The 17,595-nt window shown below is 74.9% G+C and carries 16 protein-coding genes; 3 read left to right on the top strand and 13 right to left on the bottom strand.

Translation table 11 applies throughout. The features are described 5' to 3' along the window. Positions 1-125: 125 nt before the first annotated feature. Complete coding sequence (locus tag ACZ7IF_RS05025) at positions 126-1,709, bottom strand: acyl-CoA synthetase (RefSeq protein WP_470963168.1); 1,584 nt, start codon at positions 1,707-1,709, stop codon at positions 126-128. Between the two features lie 15 nt (positions 1,710-1,724). Continuing rightward, positions 1,725-2,831: an NAD(P)H-dependent flavin oxidoreductase gene (locus ACZ7IF_RS05020; RefSeq protein WP_470963165.1), complete on the bottom strand. Its 1,107-nt coding sequence runs from the start codon at positions 2,829-2,831 to the stop codon at positions 1,725-1,727. A gap of 285 nt (positions 2,832-3,116) precedes the next feature. On the opposite strand from ACZ7IF_RS05020, the gene ACZ7IF_RS05015 reads away from it, so the two are divergent. Then, complete coding sequence (locus tag ACZ7IF_RS05015) at positions 3,117-5,066, top strand: serine hydrolase domain-containing protein (RefSeq protein WP_470963162.1); 1,950 nt, start codon at positions 3,117-3,119, stop codon at positions 5,064-5,066. A gap of 12 nt (positions 5,067-5,078) precedes the next feature. On the opposite strand, the gene ACZ7IF_RS05010 is transcribed toward ACZ7IF_RS05015, so the two are convergent. The 4 genes from ACZ7IF_RS05010 to ACZ7IF_RS04995 all read right to left on the bottom strand — a co-directional run bounded on the left by ACZ7IF_RS05010 (position 5,079) and on the right by ACZ7IF_RS04995 (position 7,150). Continuing rightward, entirely contained in the window at positions 5,079-5,450 is a 372-nt protein-coding gene (locus ACZ7IF_RS05010; RefSeq protein WP_470963159.1) for a DUF4180 domain-containing protein, read from the bottom strand. A 63-nt stretch (positions 5,451-5,513) separates the two neighbouring features. Further along, the gene (locus ACZ7IF_RS05005; protein WP_470963156.1) at positions 5,514-6,152 is read right to left on the bottom strand and encodes a DinB family protein; all 639 of its coding nucleotides are present in this window, start codon (positions 6,150-6,152) and stop codon (positions 5,514-5,516) included. After that, positions 6,149-6,532: a VOC family protein gene (locus tag ACZ7IF_RS05000; protein WP_470963153.1), complete on the bottom strand. Its 384-nt coding sequence runs from the start codon at positions 6,530-6,532 to the stop codon at positions 6,149-6,151. Before ACZ7IF_RS05000 ends, ACZ7IF_RS05005 begins: the two co-directional genes overlap by 4 nt. 9 nt (positions 6,533-6,541) lie before the next feature. Continuing rightward, complete coding sequence (locus tag ACZ7IF_RS04995) at positions 6,542-7,150, bottom strand: TetR/AcrR family transcriptional regulator (RefSeq protein ID WP_470963150.1); 609 nt, start codon at positions 7,148-7,150, stop codon at positions 6,542-6,544. Between the two features lie 79 nt (positions 7,151-7,229). Between ACZ7IF_RS04995 and ACZ7IF_RS04990 the strand changes: the two genes are divergently transcribed. Then, on the top strand, positions 7,230-8,414 hold the full coding sequence (locus tag ACZ7IF_RS04990; RefSeq protein WP_470963147.1) for an FAD-dependent monooxygenase: 1,185 nt from the start codon (positions 7,230-7,232) through the stop codon (positions 8,412-8,414). Between the two features lie 35 nt (positions 8,415-8,449). Here the strand turns inward: ACZ7IF_RS04990 and ACZ7IF_RS04985 are convergent, their stop codons facing one another. Genes ACZ7IF_RS04985 through ACZ7IF_RS04970 form a run of 4 tightly spaced genes read right to left on the bottom strand, consistent with a single transcriptional unit; the run spans position 8,450 to position 13,481 of the window. Further along, on the bottom strand, positions 8,450-10,042 hold the full coding sequence (locus ACZ7IF_RS04985; protein WP_470963144.1) for a phytoene desaturase family protein: 1,593 nt from the start codon (positions 10,040-10,042) through the stop codon (positions 8,450-8,452). Beyond that, positions 10,039-12,132, bottom strand: coding sequence for a serine/threonine-protein kinase (locus tag ACZ7IF_RS04980; protein ID WP_470963141.1), 2,094 nt, complete (start codon positions 12,130-12,132; stop codon positions 10,039-10,041). Before ACZ7IF_RS04980 ends, ACZ7IF_RS04985 begins: the two co-directional genes overlap by 4 nt. Continuing rightward, the gene (locus tag ACZ7IF_RS04975; RefSeq protein ID WP_470963138.1) at positions 12,114-13,064 is read right to left on the bottom strand and encodes an oxygenase MpaB family protein; all 951 of its coding nucleotides are present in this window, start codon (positions 13,062-13,064) and stop codon (positions 12,114-12,116) included. The genes ACZ7IF_RS04980 and ACZ7IF_RS04975 overlap by 19 nt, the downstream gene beginning before the upstream one ends. Before the next feature lie 36 nt (positions 13,065-13,100). Continuing rightward, positions 13,101-13,481 (bottom strand): SgcJ/EcaC family oxidoreductase, encoded by a 381-nt coding sequence (locus tag ACZ7IF_RS04970; RefSeq protein ID WP_470963135.1) that lies wholly within the window; start codon positions 13,479-13,481, stop codon positions 13,101-13,103. Between the two features lie 260 nt (positions 13,482-13,741). Here ACZ7IF_RS04970 and ACZ7IF_RS04965 point away from each other — a divergent pair, with 260 nt between their 5' ends. Beyond that, entirely contained in the window at positions 13,742-14,608 is an 867-nt protein-coding gene (locus ACZ7IF_RS04965) for a helix-turn-helix transcriptional regulator (protein WP_470963132.1), read from the top strand. 63 nt (positions 14,609-14,671) lie between these two features. Here the strand turns inward: ACZ7IF_RS04965 and ACZ7IF_RS04960 are convergent, their stop codons facing one another. From ACZ7IF_RS04960 to ACZ7IF_RS04950, 3 genes are all read right to left on the bottom strand, one after another. Further along, complete coding sequence (locus ACZ7IF_RS04960) at positions 14,672-16,081, bottom strand: amino acid permease (protein ID WP_470963129.1); 1,410 nt, start codon at positions 16,079-16,081, stop codon at positions 14,672-14,674. A 71-nt stretch (positions 16,082-16,152) separates the two neighbouring features. Next, positions 16,153-16,602, bottom strand: coding sequence for a MoaF-related domain-containing protein (locus ACZ7IF_RS04955; RefSeq protein ID WP_470963126.1), 450 nt, complete (start codon positions 16,600-16,602; stop codon positions 16,153-16,155). 56 nt (positions 16,603-16,658) lie between these two features. Further along, entirely contained in the window at positions 16,659-17,525 is an 867-nt protein-coding gene (locus ACZ7IF_RS04950) for a tyrosinase family protein (protein WP_470963123.1), read from the bottom strand. Between the last annotated feature and the right edge of the window lie 70 nt (positions 17,526-17,595).

Here is a 17,595-nt window from a genome sequence, read left to right as displayed (position 1 = left end):
CCCTCGCCCCACCTCCCTCACCCCCCCCCCCCCCCCCCCCCACCCCCGCCCCCCCCCCCCCCCCCCCCCCCCCCCCCCCCCCCCCCCCCCCCCCCCCCCCCCCCCCCCCCCCCGGGCCGGAGCCGTCACACGGCGCGCTCGCGGCCCTCCCAGTAGGGGTCGCGCAGCCGGCGTTTGTAGAGCTTGCCGTTGGGGTCGCGGGGCATCGTCTCGATGAAGTCGACCGACTTCGGCCGCTTGTAGCCGGCCAGCCGCCGTTCGCAGTGGTGCAGGATCTCGGCGGCCAGCGCGTCGCCCGCCTCGAAGCCCTCGGCGGGCTCGATGACGGCCTTGACCTCCTCGCCCCAGGATTCGTGGGGGATGCCGAAGGCTGCGGCGTCGGCGACGGCCGGGTGGGTGAGCAGGGTGGACTCGATCTCGGCCGGGTAGATGTTCACCCCGCCCGAGATGATCATGTCTATCTTGCGGTCGCGGAGGAAGAGGTACCCCTCCTCGTCGAGCAGGCCGAGGTCGCCGACGGTGAAGAAGTCCCCGATGCGGTTCTTGCGGGTCTTGCCCTCGTCCTTGTGGTAGCTGAAGCCGCCGGAGTTCATCTTGATGTAGACGGTGCCCAGTTCCCCGGCGGGCAGCCGGTTGCCGTCGTCGTCGAAGACCGCGAGCTCGCTGATCGGCCAGGCCTTGCCGACCGTGCCCGGCTTCTTCAGCCAGTCCTCGGCGGTGGCGAAGGCCCCGCCGCCCTCGCTGGCCGCGTAGTACTCCTCCACGCACCGGCCCCACCAGTCGATCATCGCCCGTTTGACGTGGTCGGGGCAGGGGGCGGCGCCGTGGATCGCGTGCCGCATCGAGGAGACGTCGTAGGCGTCCTTCGTCTCCTGCGGGAGCGCGAGGAGGCGGTGGAACTGGGTGGGGACCATGTGCGTGTGGGTGCAGGCGTGGCGGTCGATCAGGCGCAGCATCTCCTCCGGGCCCCACTTGTCCATCAGCACCAGCGGGTGCCCGATGTGCAGGGACGCGCCCGCGAACTGGAGCACGGCCGTGTGGTAGAGCGGCGAGCAGACCAGGTGGACGTTGCCGTCGGCGGGGCGGATGCCGAAGATGCCGAGGAACCCGCCGAGGTACGTCTCCTCCGGGAGCTTGCCGGGCAGCGGGCGGCGGATGCCGCGGGGACGGCCGGTGGTGCCCGAGGTGTAGTTCATGACCCAGCCGAGGGTGCGGCCGGCGGGCGGTTCGCCGCTCTGCCCGTCGAGGAGTTCGGCGTACGGCCGGAAGCCGGGGGCCGCTCCGACGGCGTAGCGGTGGCCGGGGGCGAGCCCGGCCTCCTCGGCGGCGGCGGTGGCGGCGTCGGCGAAGCGTTCGTGGGCGATGAGGACCTTGGCGCCGGAGTCGGAGACGATCCAGGCGATCTCGGGGCCGACGAGGTGGTGGTTGACGGGGACCAGGTAGAAGCCCGCCTGGGAGGCGGCCAGGTACGCGGTGAAGAACTCGACGCCGTTGGGCAGGACGACGGCGAAGGCGTCCCCCTTCTCCAGCCCGGCGGCGCGCAGGCCGTGGACGAGTCGGTTGACGTCGGCGTGCAGCCGGCCGGCGGACCACTCCTCGCCCTCGGGGGTGACCAGGACGGTGCGGGCGGGGTCCGCGGTGGCCTGCGCCCAGAACCCTCCCCCAGACGGCCGGGGGGACCCCCATGGCGGTTGCTGCGTGTCGGTCATGCTGCTTCTCACTCCTCAGGGCCGGCCGGCGATACGGGCGATGCGGTCGATGGCGCGCTCGAAGCCGCCGGTGAGCTCGTCGAACACGGCCTGGACGCTGCGCTCGCTGTTCATCCGGCCGACGATCTGGCCCACGGGGGTGCCGAGCAGCGGCTGGACCTCGTACTTCTGGATCCGGGAGACGGCCTCGGCGACGAGCAGGCCCTGGAGCGGCATGGGGAGGGCGCCGGGCCCCTCCGGGTCGTCCCAGGCGTCGGTCCACTCGGTGCGCAGCTGGCGGGCGGGTTTGCCGGTGAGGGCGCGGGAGCGGACGGTGTCGCCGGAGCCGGCGGCGAGGAGCTTCTCGGTGAGGGCGCGGGAGTGCAGGTCGGCCTCGGTGGTGGTGAGCCAGAGGGAGCCGAGCCATACGCCCTGGGCGCCGAGGGCGAGTCCGGCGGCGATCTGCTCGCCGCTGCCGATGCCGCCGGCGGCGAGGACGGGGAGCGGCGCGACGGCCTCGGCGATCTCGGGGACCAGGACCATGGTGGCGATGTCGCCGGTGTGGCCGCCCGCCTCGTAGCCCTGGGCGACGACGATGTCGATGCCGGCTTCGGCGTGGCGGCGGGCGTGCTTGGCGCTGCCGGCGAGGGCGGCGACGAGGACGCCGTTGTCGTGGGCGCGGGCGATGACGTCGGCGGGCGGGGAACCGAGGGCGTTCGCCAGGAGTTTGACGGGGTAGTCGAAGGCGACGTCGAGCTGGTTCCGGGCGACCTGCTCCATCCAGCCGGTGATCCGCCAGCCGGAGGCCTCGCCCTCGGCGAGTTCGGGTACGTGGTGCTTGGCGAGGGTGTCGCGGACGAAGGCCCGGTGTCCGGCGGGGATCATCGCCTCGATGTCGGCCTCGCTGACGCCGTCGACGGCCTTCTTGGCGGGCATGACGACGTCGAGGCCGTAGGGCTTGCCGCCGGTGTGCTCCTGCATCCAGTCGAGGTCGCGTCTGAGGTCGTCGGGAGCGGTGTAGCGGACGGCGCCGAGCACGCCGAATCCGCCCGCGCGGGTGATGGCCGCGGCGACCGCCGGGAAGGGGGTGAAGCCGAAGATGGCGTGCTCGACTCCCAGTTTCCTGCTCAGCTCCGTCTCCATGGGCGTGAGGATGCCGCAGGGCGGCGGCCGAGGGAAGAGATTTTCTGATGCAGTGTCAGATTCTTGCGGGCGGGCCGGTGCGGAGGGTCCCCGGCGGGCGGGCAGATACCCAGTAGCGTGCGGAGCGCCTGCGGCGGGCTGAGCGGGTCCGGGGGCTCCCCCCGGGCGGGAGCGTCTGCGGCCCGCCGGCCGGGGCCGGGCTCTCCCGGAGCGGGATCGGGCAGCGGTCCGGGCCGCAGGCGACGGCGGGCGGCGGGCAGTTCGGGGCGGACAGGAGGGCCGGTCATGGCGGAAGCGACGGGGGCGCAGACAGCGGCGGACGAACAGGGGGCGCGAGCGGCGCACGGGCCGCAGGCCGGGCCCCGGTGGCGCTTTGGGCTGCGGCAGCAGGCCGCGCGCCCGGCCGTGGGCGGGGCGGCGGCCGGCGGCGGGGGCGGCGGGGCGGCGGCCGGCGGCGGGGGCGGTGGGCCGAGCCGCAGACGGCTCGGGGCGCGGTTGCTGGCGCTGGGCGGGGTGCTCGTGCTGCACGCGGCGCTTCCGGGGCCGCCGGCCGGCGCGGCCGAGCGGCGGGCCCTCCAGGGACTGCGGCTGCGGTACGGATCGGCGCGGCAGGCCGGGCTGCTGGAGCGGCACCTGGAGGGGGTCGCGGAGGAGGCCCGGCGCTTCCTCGGGCCCTCCCCCGAGCACCCGTACTACGCCGGGGCCGTGGTGCTGGCGGGGCGCGGCCGGACCGTCGCCCTGCACCGGGCGATGGGGTACGCGGTGCGGTACGCGGACCACGACGGCCGCACCGACCGGCCGACGGAGTTCCCGGCGGCCGAGCGGATCGCGATGGCCGAGGACACCGTCTTCGACCTGGCCTCCCTCAGCAAGCTGTTCACCTCCATCCTGGCGGTTCAGCAGATGGAGCGGGGCCGGCTGGAGCTGGAGGCGCCGGTGGACCGGTACCTGCCGGAGTTCACCGGGGGCGGCAAGGAGGACGTCACGGTCCGCCAGCTGCTCACGCACACCTCGGGGCTGCGCTCGTGGGCGCCGTTCTACCAGGAGCCCACCCGGGAGGGGCAGTTGAGGCTGCTGTGGTCGGTGCGGCCGCAGGAAACCCCCGGGACCGTGTACCGGTACTCGGACCTGAACCTGATCGCGCTCCAGCTGCTCCTGGAACGGATCACCGGCCGCACTTTGGACGTCCTGCTCCGCGACGAGATCACCGCTCCGCTCGGGATGCACCGCACTCGGTACAACCCGCCGCTGTCCTGGCGCCGGATCACCGCCGCCACCGAGGTGCAGCGCCCGCCCTGGTCGGGCCTGGACCGGGGGCTGGTGTGGGGCTCGGTCCACGACGAGAACGCGTACGCCCTCGGCGGGGTCGCGGGCCACGCGGGGGTGTTCGGCACCGCCTGGGACCTCGCGGTCCTCTCCCGCGCCCTGCTCGACGGCGGGGTCTACGCGGGCAAGCGCATCCTGCGCCCCGCCTCCGTCGAGCTGCTCTTCACCGACTACAACACCGCGTTCCCCGGCGACGACCACGGCCTCGGCTTCGAGCTCTACCAGCACTGGTACATGGGCGCCCTGGCCACCCCGCACTCCGCCGGGCACACCGGCTTCACCGGTACCTCCCTGGTGCTGGACCCCTCCACCGACTCCTTCCTGATCCTGCTCGGCAACTCCGTCCACCCCGTACGGACCTGGCGGGCCGGCAGCGCGCCCCGGGTCGCCACCGGCAACCGCTTCGCCCGGGCCGTGCCGGTCCGTACGAAGCACGGCGGCACGGCCTGGTTCTCCGGCATGGAGACCGGCGGCTCGGGCACCCTCACCCTGCCCCCGCTGACCCCCGCGACGGCGCGCGCCCGGCTGCGCTGCGCGGTGTGGTGGGACACGGTGCCCGGCGCGGGGGCCTTCCACCTGGAGGCCTCCGCGGACGGAAGCGCCTGGGAGCCCGTCCCGTTCAGCACGGTGCGCAGCACCGGCGGCACCCCCGAGGAGTGGCCGGCGGGCTCGGCCGGCGGCTGGTCGGGCCGCATCTGGCACCGGCTCGAAGCCCCGCTGCCCGCCTGGTCGGCCGGCCGCGAGGTCCGGCTGCGCTTCCGCCACGCGTCGGCCGGCCGGTACGTGGGACGCGGGGTGTACGTGGACGTCCTGCGGGTCGCCGAACCGGCCCGGCTCCTCTTCTCGGAGGACCGCCCGGCGGACGCGTCCCGCATCGAGGCCGCGGGCTGGACCCGCTCGGCGGACTGACGGGCCCCCGGTTCAGGGGGCTTGGCCCTCCAGCCGCGCCCGCAGCTCCTCCAGGTCGGTGAGGAACCAGGTCTGGCGGCCGCGGTTGCACTCGCGGACGAAGTCCCGCAGCGCCTCGCTGCCGTCCGTGTGGCGGGAGACGTCGCCGAGGACGACGAGGCCCACGCGGTAGGTGACGAACTTCTGGACGATGTCCCCGGCGATCCGGGTGCGCAGCCGGAAGAATCCCTCGTCGAACCGCCCGGCCGGCACGACCACCCACCGGGCGCCCTGCCAGGCGGCGTTGCCCACCAGGTCCAGGACGTCCCGTTCGCTCCCGATCGCCTCGCCCTCGGGGTCGCACATCAGAACGGGCACGTCGTGGATGGTCTGCAGGATGCTCATGGGGGTCGACGCTAGGCCCTCGCGGGGGCCGGGTCGACCCGTTTTCCGGGCGCCCGGCGCCGGTCAGTCCGTGTCCGGGGCGCGGCGGTCCCGGTAGAGGTCGCGGAGCAGGGCGATCTCGGCGCCGTGGTGGAGGACTTCCTGGTTGACCCACCACGCGATGTCGACGAACGGCTCCTCCGCGTCGCTGCCGTGCGGGTAGGTGCAGTACCCCACGGTGTCGAGCGCGGCTTCGTCGACGCTCAGCAGCGCCTCGCGCCAGGCGTCGGCGGCCTTCGCGAAGGCCGCCACGGCACCGGCGGCGTCGCCGGTGACGGGGTGGTCGTCGCGGGTGAGGCTGCGGCTGCCGGCCGTGTGGTCGGCGCGCAGGGTCAGCATCTCCGTGAGGTGGCTCAGGCGCCAGGCGAGGGTGGTGAAGGGCGGCGGCCAGGGGTGCGGGTACGGGGCGGCGTCGCGGCCCCACTCGCCGGTGCGGGCACCGGCCAGGAGCGTCGCGCGCGCCCCCGGACCCTGCGTGCGGCGCCGGACCGACCAGCAGTCCGCCACCGGCTCCCAGAGGTACTCCTCGTCGGTCAGGGGCAGCACCCGGGTGTCCGTACCGTCCCCGCTGTCCGTCACGGGACCCGCCAGGCGGCCGGACAGCCGGGCGGACGCGAACTCGAACTGCCGCATCAGCGGGGTCAGCCGGGGCGCGCCGCTCACTGCCCCTCCCGGATCAGGCAGAACGGGTGGCCCGCCGGGTCCGCGTAGACGCGCCAGCCCTCGGCGTCGCGGGTGTCGTCGAGCAGGGCTGCGCCGAGGGCGAGCACCTGCTCCTGGGCGCGGCCGAGGTCGGCGACGGCGAGGTCCAGGTGGGCCTGCTGGGGGTGGGCGGGGTCGGGCCACTTCGGCGGGCGGTGGTCGGTGACCTGCTGGAAGCAGAGGACGGCCCCGGACGGGGTGTGGAGGGTGGCCCAGTGCTCGTCCAGGGTCCAGCGCCGGTCGGGCCGGTTGACCTCGCCGCCGAGCAACTCCCCGTAGAACTCCGCCAGCTTGAGCGGTTCGGGACAGTCGAGTACCACGCACTGCAGTTCGGCGATCATGCCGGGATCCTAGGCGGGAGCGAGCACCGCGTCGAGCATCCGGCGGGCGGCGGCGGTCAGTTCGGCCGGGTCCGGCGCGGGGCGGGAGTGGGCGAGGGCGCCCGCCAGGCGGTCGTAGAGCAGGCCGTCGGTCCAGGCGGCCAGGAGTTCGGCGGACTCCGCGGGCCGGGGTGCGCCGAGGGCCGCGAGGACCGCGGCCCCGCGGGCGCGGGCGGCGAGGCCCGCCTGCCGGAGCGCCGGCTCCAGTTCCGGGTTCCGGGCGGCCTCCAGGCTCAGTTCGAAGCGGGCCAGCTGCCGTTCGCGCCCCCGCGTCAGCCACTCGTGCAGCAGCGCCCCGAGCATCCGCGCGGCGGCGTCACGGTCCGCCGGGGCCGCCGGGGGGCCGTCGCCGTCGAGGTCGGCGAGGTCCAGCTCGGCCAGCCGCCGGTAGCAGGCGCCGATCAGGGCGGTCCGCGTACGGAAGTAGTACGAGGTGCTGCCCGCCGGGAGCGCGGCGGCGCCGTCGACGGCCCGGTGCGTCAGGCCCCGCAGACCGCCGGCGGCGACGAGGGCGATGGCCGTGTCCGCGATCAGCGTCCGGCGGTCGGCGGCCGGCGGCGGGGTTTCCGGGGTGGACATGCCCCCACTCTACAGCTGTAGAGTGCAGAGCACGTCCTCTACAGCTGTAGAGGATCCCTGAAACGCAGGAGGCCGTGCCATGCCCCAGACCCAGCGCCACGCCGTCGTCGCCGGTGCCGGGATCGGCGGTCTGACCGCCGCCCTGGCCCTGCACCGCCAGGGGTGGCGGGTCACGGTGTGCGAGCGGGCGGCCGCCCCGACCGCCGTCGGAGCGGGCATCGTCCTCGCCCCCAACGCCCTGCGCGCGTTCGACGCCATCGGCTTCGACGCCACCCGCGCCGCGGGGCGCGCCGTCCCCGCCTCGATGGGCGTGCGCCGGCCCGGCGGCGCCCGGCTGGCCCGCGCCGACACCGCCGCGCTCGCCGCCCGCTACGGCCGGCCCCCGCTCGCCGTCCACCGCGCGGACCTCACCGCCGCGCTGGCCGCGGCGCTGCCCGAGGGCGCCCTGGTGTACGGGGCCGAGGTCACCGCCGTCGACGGGACCGGCGGCCGCGCGGTGGCCCGTACCGCCGCCGGGGACCTCGCCGCCGACGCCGTGGTCGCCGCCGACGGCATCCACAGCCCGCTGCGCCGCCGCCGCTTCCCGGCCCACCCGGGCCTGCGCTACAGCGGGGAGACCGCCTGGCGGACCGTGCTGCCGTCCGGGCCGGCGGCCGAAGCGGCCGAGACCTGGGGCCGGGGCGAACGCTTCGGTACGGTCCCGCTCGCCGACGGGCGCGTCTACCTGTACGCCACCGCCGTCGTCCCCGAGGGGTACCGGCCCGCGGACGTCCGCGCCGAACTGCTGCGGCGGTTCGGCACCTGGCACGACCCGATCCCCGCCCTGCTGGACCGGATCGCCCCGGAGCGGGTGCTCCAGCACGGCCTGTACGACCTGGCCGCGCCGCTCCCCCGGCTGCACGACGGGCGCACCGCGTGGATCGGGGACGCCGCGCACGCCATGACGCCCAACCTCGGCCAGGGCGGCTGCCAGGCCGTCGAGGACGCCGTCGTACTGGCCCACCTGCTCCGCGGGCCGGACGTACCGGCCGCGCTCGCCGCCTACACCCGGGCCAGGCTCGCCCGTACCGACGCCATCCGGATCCGGGCCCGCCGGATGGGCCGGGTGGCCGCCCTCACCCACCCGCTGGCCGTGGCCGCCCGCGACCTCGCCTTCCGTGCCACCCCCGCGAGCGCCACGCGGCGCGCGCTGGACGACCTCTTCGACGGTTTCACCCTTCCGGACGAGCCGGCCGGGAACACGGGCCGCGGCCCGGGGCGTTGAGGCCGGTCATCGAACCCGCCCGACGGGGGCGCGGCTCAGCGCCGCTCCAGGACCGCCATCGCCGCGTTGTGCCCCGGGATCCCGCTGACCCCGCCGCCGCGGACCGCCCCCGCACCGCACAGCAGGACGTTGCGGTGGGCGGTCTCCACGCCCCAGCGCCCCGCCTCCTGCCCGTCCGCGTACGGCCAGGACAGGTCCCGGTGGAAGATGTGCCCGCCGGGCAGCCGCAGTTCGCGTTCCAGGTCCGGCGGGGTCTTGGCCTCGATGCAGGGGCGGCCGTCCCCGTCGAAGGCCAGGCAGTCGGTGAGCGGCTCGGCCAGGTGGGCGTCCAGCTGGGCCAGGGTGGCGGTCAGCAGCACCTCGCGGGCCTGCCGGTTGTCCTTCTCGAAGAGCCGGGCCGGGGTGTGCAGCCCGAACAGGGTCAGCGTCTGGTAGCCCTGCCCGGCGAGTTCGGGCCCGAGGATCGAGGGGTCGGCCAGCGAGTGGCAGTAGATCTCCGAGGGCGGGACGGACGGCAGTTCACCGGCGGCCGCCTCGCCGTGGGCGCGCCTGAGCTGCTCGTAGCCCTCGGCGACGTGGAAGGTGCCGCCGAAGGCCTCGCGGGGGTCGACGGAGGTGTCGCGCAGCCTGGGCAGCCGGCTCAGCAGCATGTTGACCTTGAACTGGGCCCCCTCGGGGGCCGGGCCGCCGTCGCCGGGGTCCTCGCCGAGGAGTTCGGCCAGGGCCCGCGGGGAGGCGCTGACCAGGACGTCGCGCCCGACGACGGCGCCCTCGCCCGTCGCCGTGCGGAAGGTGACCTCGGCGGGGGCGGTGCCGTCGGTGTGGATGCGCAGTGCCTCGTGCCCGGTGGCGATCTCGGCGCCGGCCGCCCGGGCGGCCTCGGCGAGCGCGTCGGTGAGGGCCCCCATGCCGCCGACGGGCACGTCCCAGTCGCCGGTGCCGCCGCCGATCACGTGGTAGAGGAAGCAGCGGTTCTGTACGAGTGAGGGGTCGTCGGCGTCGGCGAAGGTGCCGATGAGGCCGTCGGTGAGGACCACGCCCCGGACCAGGTCGTCGGCGAAGCGCTCCTCCAGCGTCCGGCCGAGCGGCTCCTCGAACAGCATCCGCCAGGCCGCCTCGTCGTCGATCCGGGCGCGCAGTCCGGCACGGGTGGGCAGCGGTTCGGTGAGGGTGGGGAAGACCTTGCGGGCGAGCCGGCCGGTGGTCCCGTAGAAGGCCCGCCAGGCCTCGTACTCCCGGTCGGAGCCGGTCAGTTCCGCGAAGGACTCGCGGGTGCGGTCCTCGCCGCCGCCGACGAGGAGTCCGCCGGGGCGGCCGTCGCGCTCGAAGGGCGTGTACGAGGAGACCGTGCGCCGCCGCACCCGGAACCGCAGCCCCAGGTCGCGGACGATCTTCGCGGGGAGCAGCGAGACGAGGTAGGAGTAGCGCGAGAGGCGGGCGTCGACGCCGGCGAAGGGCCGGGTGGAGACGGCCGCCCCGCCGGTGCGGCCGAGCCGTTCGAGGACCAGGACCGAGCGGCCGGCGCGGGCCAGGTAGGCGGCGGCGACGAGGCCGTTGTGGCCGCCTCCCACGATCACCGCGTCGTACACGTCCTGCGCGAAGCCCCGGGAGCCTGAGTTGGCGGTCATGGCTCTTGGTAGCACACCTGGCCGAGCCGCTCCAGACAGTGCGCCTCGTCGGCGTGGGCGAGGACCGTGTCGGGGTGCTCGTCGCCGAGGGAGCGTTCGCGGATGCCGGACAGGTCCCGGTATATGGGCAGCGCCTCGTCCCAGCGGCCGAGCCGGCCCAGGCCGACGGCGAGTTCCCGGCGGCTGACCAGGGTGTCGGGGTGTTCCGCGCCGAGGGCCCCGGCGCGGAGCCGGCCGACCTCCCGGGCCTCGGTGACGGCCTCCTCCCAGCGTTCGAGGCGGCCCAGGTTGACCCCGAGGACGTGCCGGGCGCGCAGGGTCTCCGGGTCGGCGGCGCCGTAGGCCCGGGTGCGGTCGCGGACCAGGGACCGGAACAGGTCGAGGGCCTCGGCGGCGCGGCCGGTGCGGCCCAGGGCGATGCCGGTCTCGTAGCGGGCGGCGAGTGCGTCGGGGTGGTCGCGGCCGAGTACGCGGTCCCGTGCGGCGGCGACCTGCCGGAAGCCGCTCAGCGCCTCCTGCCAGCGGCCGAGCCGGCCGAGGGAGTACGCGGCCTCGTAGCGGCTCTGCAGGGTGTCCGCGTGCTCGGCCCCGAGCACGGCGGCGCGGTCGGCCGCCACCTCGGCGGCGGTGGCGTGGGCCTCGGCGTGCCGGCCGAGGGCGCTCAGCGCGCAGGCCAGGCTGTGGCGGCAGCGCAGGGTGTCGGGGTGGAGCGGGCCGGTGGTGCGGACGCGGGCGGCGAGGACCGCGCGGTACATCTCGTACGCCTCTCCGTGCCGGCCCAGCCGTCCCAGTTCGTACGCCTCCTCCTGGCGGGCGGCGAGGGTCTCGGCGTGGTCGGGGCCGAGCACCCGGGCACGCCCCTGCGCGACGGCCACGTACACGGCGAGGGCCTCCTCGGGGCGGCCGGCGCGGCTGAGGGCGAACGCGCGGGTGTGCCCGGCGGCGAGCGCGTCGGGCTCCCCGGCGGCCGGGGTGCGCAGCGCCAGCCCGTAGGCGGCGGTGAGCCGGGGGTCCTCGGCGGCGGCGGGGCGGGTGATGCGGTGTTCGCCGGAGGCCGGGGCGGGGACGGAACCCGGGGCGGCCGGGGCCGGGCGGGCCGCCGTCCAGGAGCCGGTGAGCAGGGCCCACTCCCCGCTGGCGGGGCGGGCGTCCACGCCGGCCTTGCGCCCGGCGGTCATCCCCTCGGCCCAGGCGGGCAGCGGGGGCTGCGCGGCGGGCCGCCCGCCGGGGCCGAACCGGGCCTCGACCAGGCGCCGGTGCAGGTGGCGGGCGTCGCCGGGCCGGTCCTCGGGGCGCTTGGCCAGCAGGTCCAGCACGAGCTGCTCGAAGTAGCCGGGCAGCTCGGGCCGGTGGTCGCGCAGCGGTACGGGCGCGGTGTCCCGGTGGCCGACCAGCACGGACCAGGAGTCGCCGAGGTCGAAGGGCGGGGCTCCGGTGGCGATCTCGTAGAGGACGCAGCCGAGGGAGTAGAGGTCGCTGCGGTGGTCGACCTCGCCGCCAGCGATCTGCTCGGGCGACATGTAGTGCGGGGTGCCCATGGCCATGCCGCCGCCGGTCAGCTTGGCGGTGAAGCCGATGTCGTGGGCCAGGCGGGCGATCCCGAAGTCGCAGATCTTCACCGTGCCGTCGGTGAGCCGCATGATGTTGGCGGGCTTGAGGTCCCGGTGGACGACGCCCTGGTCGTGGGTGTAGCCGAGGGCGGCGGCCATCTGCTCGGCGATGTCGAGGACCACGTCGACGGGGAGCGGGCGCGCCTCGTTCTCCTCCATCAGCTGGCTGAGGTTGCGGCCCTCCAGGAGTTCCATGACCAGGTAGAGGGGGCCGCCGGAGGCGCTGTCGTCGCCGAAGTCGTGCACGACGGTGACGCCGCGGTGCTGGAGCGAGGCGGCGACCCGTGCCTCCCGCCGGAAGCGCTCGCGCAGGACCTGGGTGAAGTGGGCGTCCTGTTCGGCGCCGACCGGCTTGAGGCACTTCACCGCGACCTGACGGCCCAGCGACTCGTCGCGGGCGCGCCACACCTCGCCCATGCCGCCGCGCCCGATCAGATCGAGTGACCGGTACCGGCCCTGGATCAGTCTGGACTCCGCCATGTCTTAAAGCCGCCCCCGTCGTCGTGCCGCGCCCTCCCCGGCCGGTCCAGTATGGCCGCTGATTTTCGCAGTGTGTACGCGGAAGGGCGGCTGCCGGGGCCCAGTCGGCGCATCGCTTTCAAGATGTGACCTGGAGGCAGCTGCCAGCGTAGACCTGCGGGAATGGTGCGCAGCACGCGACCCGTGAGACGCAGGCGGCGGGTGACCGCGCGCGGGGGCGGTGCGGGGCGTCCGTACAGCTGGTGCGCCCAGCCCGGCAGGGATCCGTAGGCGAGGCCGACAAGGGGACTCCACAGCAGGTTTCGGCCAGGGACGAGGTACGGGGGCACGGGCGGGGCGCGCAGGAAGTCCTCGACGGCGCGGGCGTCGGGCCCGGCGGCGAGGCGGGGGCGGACCCGGTCGAAGTACGCGGCGAGGGCCCCGGCGGTGGCGGGCACGGCGGCCGGGTCGAGGCCGACGAGGCGGGCGTTGGTCCGGTTCTCGTCCACGTACCGGTCGGCCTGGGCGGGGGTGAGAGGGACACCCGATCGGCGCAGTATGTGCAGGAAGCTGTCGATCTGGGCGCAGTGCACCCACAGCAGGAGTGCGGGGTCGTCGACGGGGAAGGGCTCCCCGGTGTCCGGGTCGGTGGCGGACAGCCTCCCGTGGATGGCGCGGACCCGGGCCCCGGCCCGTTCGGCGGCCTCGGACGTGCCGTAGGTGAGGGTGCCGACGAAGTCGGCGGTGCGCAGCAGGCGGGCCCACGCGTCGCCGCGGCCCCCCTTGTTCCCGAAAGCAGTGGAGTTCTCCATGACGGCCCGGACGGCGCGCGGGTGCAGGGCCTGGAGGTAGAGCGCGCGGACGCCGGCGATCCACATGACCGGGTCGCCGTGGCACTGCCAGGTGACGGACCCGGGGCCGTAGAGCCCGGGGTCGGCGTCCTCGTAGCTCATCGGTGCCTCCCGCCGGGGTACCTACCCCGGCGGGACTCAGCTCAGCCGTGAGACGTGGTACTGCCGGATCCGCCAGCCGGCTCCGGTGTGCTGGGCGATGAGCGAGAGGCGGACGGGGAGCGGGGTCCCGGCGGGGTCCTCGGGGGCGGGTGTCCGGAAGGTGACGGTGGCGAACCCTGCGAGGGCCTCTGCCGCGAGGGGGCGGGAGTGCAGGACCTCCACCGCGGCGGTGGTGCCGGGCGGGACGTTCTCGTAGTAGGTCCGTATCTCCGCGCGGCCGTTCAGCAGCCGGGGGGACAGTCCCTGGAAGAGGGCGTCCTCGGCGAAGAGGGCCACGACGTCGTCCACGCGGTGCCCGTCGAAGGCCGCACGCCACTCCTCCAGGATGTCCGCCAGTACCCCGTATCCGTTCGACATGCGCCCGTTACCTCCGGTTCCATGGTCAATACCTTGTTAAGACACCATGTTGGCAGCCTACGTACCGATACCGGCTACTTTTCCAAGTGCATAATTAGGCCATGCAGGATCATGCAAGGCAGTACCCGGGGGAATGTTGTGAACGTGACGACTCTGCAGACAAGGGGGGCGGCGTATGCGGTGAGGGCCTGACCGTCTACCGCCGGGCCGTGGTGAAGGGGTGTACGCCCAGGGAGGGCGCACCCGCCTGTCTCCTGCGGATGGGGCTGCTCGTCGCTCCGCCGGACGACCCGACCGTCCTCGTGCCCGTGGCACCGGACGTGGCCAAGGCCGAACTGGTCCGGCCCATCGAGCAGTCGCTGGAGCGGCAGCGGCTGGACGCGCACGCCATCGCCGGCAGCTTCGTACCGGTGGCCGCCATCTACACCGCCGCCAAGCGCGAACACACCGGCTGGGCCACCGCGATCGACGGGGAGAAGGTCGTCCACTCCACGCTGGCGCACGCGGTCCGCGAGTGCCGGGAGGAGCTGATGACGGTGCAGCCCGGCGGCTCGCGCGTCTCCTACGACCTGGACGAGCTCGACCACGTCCGCGGTACCGCCCGGCACCGCACCCTCTACCCGCACGCGGCCCGGACCCACGCGGCCACGCTGCGCCACATCGAGCGGCTCACCGAGGCCGGCTGCGAGGTCCGCACCCTCGACCACGTCTTCGACCGCCTCATCGTCATCGACCGGGCCGTCGCCTACGTCCCGGGCCCCGGCGAGGCCCGGACCTCGGTGCTGGAGATCAGGCAGCCCTCCATCGTCTCCTTCCTCGTGCAGGTCTTCGAGGAGGCCTGGGAGCGGGGGTCCACCATCGACCCCGGTACCTCGCGCACCGTGGAGCCCGACATCGCCGACGAGATCCAGCGGGCCGTGATGCGCCTGCTGGTGGCCGGCTACACGGACGAGGCCATCGCCCGCCGGCTCGGCACCAGCCGGCGGACCGTCGCCGCCCACGTGAGCCGGATCGCCGCCACCCTGCGGAGCCGCAGCCGGGCCCAGCTCGGCTACCTCATCGCCACCAGCGGGCTGCTGCCCATGGACGAGCACACCGAGACGGACTGCGGCCCGCTGTCGGCCTGACCACCGCCCCTTCGAGCACCTGAACGCCCGGCCGGGAACCTCCCCGGCCGGGCTCGCCGTGCATCAGCCCGGGCTCCGGCGCGCGCGCAGCGCCCGTACGCCGGCCGCCGCCAGCAGCACCAGGACCAGCAGCGTCGACCAGCCCAGCTGGCCGCGCGCACCGGGGTCGAAGGCCATCAGCACCAGCACGGCCACGATCCCGGCCGCCGCGACCCAGGACAGGTACGGGAAGCCTCGCATCCGCACCACCAGCAGGTGCGGGGACTCCCGCTCCAGCCGGCGGCGCAGCACCAGATGGGCGGCCGCGACGGTCAGCCACATGTACAGCATCGAGCCGCCCATGGCCTTCGCCAGGAACGGCAGGATCCGCTCCGGCCAGCGGTGGTCGAGGGCGATCGCGACGAAGCCGAAGGCCGCCGACGCCGCGACGGCCAGGCGCGGCGCTCCCCGGGCGGAGGTGCGCAGCAGGACCTCGGGGGCCTCGCCGCGCGCGGCGAGCGAGTGGGCCATGCGGGAGGCGCCGTACAGGTTGGCGTTCATCGCGGAGAGCAGGGCGATGAGCACGACGACCTCGATCAGCCGCCCGGCGCCCGGGATCCCGAGCCGGTCGAGGACGGCCACGTACGGGCTGCGGCCGGGTGTGGCCGCGTCCCAGGGCAGCAGGGTGACGATCACGGCCATGGAGCCGAGGTAGAAGAGGCTGATCCGCCAGATCGCGCTGCTCACCGCCTTGGTGACGGAGCGGGCGGGGTCGCCGGACTCGGCGGCGGCCATGGTGACGACCTCCATGCCGCCGAAGGCGAAGACCACCGTCAGCAGGCCGGCGACGACGCTGTCCCAGCCCTGCGGGAGGAAGCCGCCGCGGCCGGTCAGGTTGTCCATGCCGGGCGGATCGACCCCGGGCACGGCCCCGCACAGGGCGGCGACGCCGAGGGCGAGGAAGGCGATGATGGCGGCGACCTTGATGCCCGCGAACCAGAACTCGGCCTCCCCGAAGGAGGAGACCGAGAGCATGTTGGACTGGGTGAAGACGGCCAGTGCCACGAGGGCGATCGCCCACTGCGGTACGGCCGGCATCCACTGGTGCAGGATCGTCGCGGCGGCGATCAGCTCGATGGCGATCGCGATGACGGTCACCGCCCAGTACAGCCAGCCCGCGGTGAAGCCGGCCCACCGGCCGAGGGCCCGGTCGGCGTAGACGGAGAACGAGCCGCTGGCCGGCATGGCCGCGGCCATCTCGCCGAGCATCCGCATCACCAGCAGGGCCAGGGCGGCGGCGAGCGCGTACGACAGGATGATGGCCGGGCCCGCGATCCGCAGGCCGGTCCCGGAGCCGACGAACAGCCCGGCTCCGATGACGCCCCCGAGGGCCAGCATGGTCAGGTGGCGGGGGCGCAGGGCGCCCGCGAGTTCCCCGTCGGCCGGGGCGGGCGCCGCGGGCGTTCGTGGTGTCTGGGTGAGTGGAGCGGGCATGTGCGGTTCCCCCGTAAACAGAGGTGGGCGGGGCCGGCGTCCGTGGCGCCGGCCCCGCGTCACCGTGCAGGTCAAGAAGAGACGCGCTGGAGCGTCGCGGTGTGCAGCTCGCCGGCGCGGCCGCCGTCGGGGGTGGCGTACGTCCAGTAGATGCTGACGGTGCCGTGGCCGAGGTCCATGACGTGGCTGACGGTCATGCCGGAGGCCTCGACCCAGTTGACGAAGTAGAGGCCCTCGCCCACCGCGCGGACGGAGAGCCGCTCCTGGCCGCCGCGGCCGGCCATCGGGCCTTCCAGGGCGGTCCAGTCGAGGGTGGTGCCGTCGGCGGAGTAGGAGTTGCGCAGGACGGCGCCGTTGTCGAGCGTGAGGACGTACGTGTGGCCCGCGAACGCGGGGACGGCGGCGACGGAGGTGGCGGCCGGGGCGGGAGCCGGGGCCGGGGCCGCCGCCTGGGCGGAGGGGGCGGCGGCGAGGGCGATCAGGGCGGCGGCGAGGGCCGGGACGGTGGTGCGCAGGCGCATGGCGGTTCCTTCTCGGTGGTGGTGACGGGGTGTGGGCAGCGGGCGCGCGGGGCGCGTCACTGCGCGTACTGGTAGAAGCGGGTGTGGTCGAGCAGCTCCGAGGGCCGCACCTGCCACGGGGACATCGGCTCGTCGAGGCTGATGACGCGGCCGTGCTGGGGGTCGGAGGCGGGCAGGGGCCGGCTCGGCTCGTAGACCGAGCCGGGGTGCTTGCGCTGCCAGCGGGCCCAGATGAGGTCGATGAAGGTGTGGTGGAGCCAGAAGACCGGGTCGTTGGGCGAGGTCCCGCCGGTCATCTGGCCGCCGACCCACAGGTGGACCCGGTTGTGGTTGTGCCAGCCCTCCTTCTCCCCGACGGTCCAGCCCTCGACCTTGTTGCGGAAGCCCGCGGTGGTGGAGGTGGAGTCCCAGGGGGCGGAGTCGTACACCGGGTCGTCGACGGCCCGGGCCAGTTCGGCGGGCGTGGGGAGGGCGACCGGGTCGGCGGGGCGGCCGAAGTCGCGCATGAGGTGCTTCTCCTCGGTGACGCCCACGTTCACCGGCCAGTCGCCCCGGTCGAAGGCGAACGGGCCGGTCATCACCCGGTGGTCGCCGGGGCGGCCGTTCCCGCCGAGGAAGTCGTCGGTCCACGGGCCGGCCGTGGGCGACTGGTCGGTGGTCCAGTCCCAGTAGGGCAGGGTCACCTTCGGGTCGACCTGCTGGAGGGCGCGTTCGAACTCCAGCAGGTACTGGCGGTGCCAGGGGAAGAAGGAGGGGGACATGTGCCCCACCCGCTGCCCGCCCTCGCCGTCGGAGACGAAGTACTGGCCGTGCAGCCGGACGAACTCGTCGTAGACGCCGCGTCGTTTGACCTCCAGGAGGGCCGCCACGAACCTCGCGCGCTCGCCGGCGTCCAGGTCCTTCTGGTTCTTGCGCGTGTACACGTGTGCTTGTTCCTCGCTCTGTCGAAGCCTTGTCGGCGCCGTGTCGAAGCCTTGTCGACGCCTTGTCGAC

It is taken from the genome of Streptomyces sp. NPDC037421, from assembly GCF_055602105.1.
The sequence above is the reverse complement of the archived record's forward strand: the minus strand, read 5'-3'. Positions and strand labels throughout refer to the sequence as shown.

What these genes read in the sequence shown, in the direction of transcription:
- ACZ7IF_RS04960 (WP_470963129.1), bottom strand. Translation starts at nt 16,081, where the DNA reads ATGCCCGCTCCACTCACCCAGACACCACGAACGCCCGCGGCGCCCGCC.
- ACZ7IF_RS05020 (WP_470963165.1), bottom strand. Translation starts at nt 2,831, where the DNA reads ATGGAGACGGAGCTGAGCAGGAAACTGGGAGTCGAGCACGCCATCTTC.
- ACZ7IF_RS05025 (WP_470963168.1), bottom strand. Translation starts at nt 1,709, where the DNA reads ATGACCGACACGCAGCAACCGCCATGGGGGTCCCCCCGGCCGTCTGGG.
- ACZ7IF_RS05010 (WP_470963159.1), bottom strand. Translation starts at nt 5,450, where the DNA reads ATGAGCATCCTGCAGACCATCCACGACGTGCCCGTTCTGATGTGCGAC.
- ACZ7IF_RS04980 (WP_470963141.1), bottom strand. Translation starts at nt 12,132, where the DNA reads ATGGCGGAGTCCAGACTGATCCAGGGCCGGTACCGGTCACTCGATCTG.
- ACZ7IF_RS04990 (WP_470963147.1), top strand. Translation starts at nt 7,230, where the DNA reads ATGCCCCAGACCCAGCGCCACGCCGTCGTCGCCGGTGCCGGGATCGGC.
- ACZ7IF_RS04970 (WP_470963135.1), bottom strand. Translation starts at nt 13,481, where the DNA reads ATGTCGAACGGATACGGGGTACTGGCGGACATCCTGGAGGAGTGGCGT.
- ACZ7IF_RS04975 (WP_470963138.1), bottom strand. Translation starts at nt 13,064, where the DNA reads ATGAGCTACGAGGACGCCGACCCCGGGCTCTACGGCCCCGGGTCCGTC.
- ACZ7IF_RS04985 (WP_470963144.1), bottom strand. Translation starts at nt 10,042, where the DNA reads ATGACCGCCAACTCAGGCTCCCGGGGCTTCGCGCAGGACGTGTACGAC.
- ACZ7IF_RS04995 (WP_470963150.1), bottom strand. Translation starts at nt 7,150, where the DNA reads ATGTCCACCCCGGAAACCCCGCCGCCGGCCGCCGACCGCCGGACGCTG.
- ACZ7IF_RS04965 (WP_470963132.1), top strand. Translation starts at nt 13,742, where the DNA reads ATGGGGCTGCTCGTCGCTCCGCCGGACGACCCGACCGTCCTCGTGCCC.
- ACZ7IF_RS05000 (WP_470963153.1), bottom strand. Translation starts at nt 6,532, where the DNA reads ATGATCGCCGAACTGCAGTGCGTGGTACTCGACTGTCCCGAACCGCTC.
- ACZ7IF_RS04955 (WP_470963126.1), bottom strand. Translation starts at nt 16,602, where the DNA reads ATGCGCCTGCGCACCACCGTCCCGGCCCTCGCCGCCGCCCTGATCGCC.
- ACZ7IF_RS05015 (WP_470963162.1), top strand. Translation starts at nt 3,117, where the DNA reads ATGGCGGAAGCGACGGGGGCGCAGACAGCGGCGGACGAACAGGGGGCG.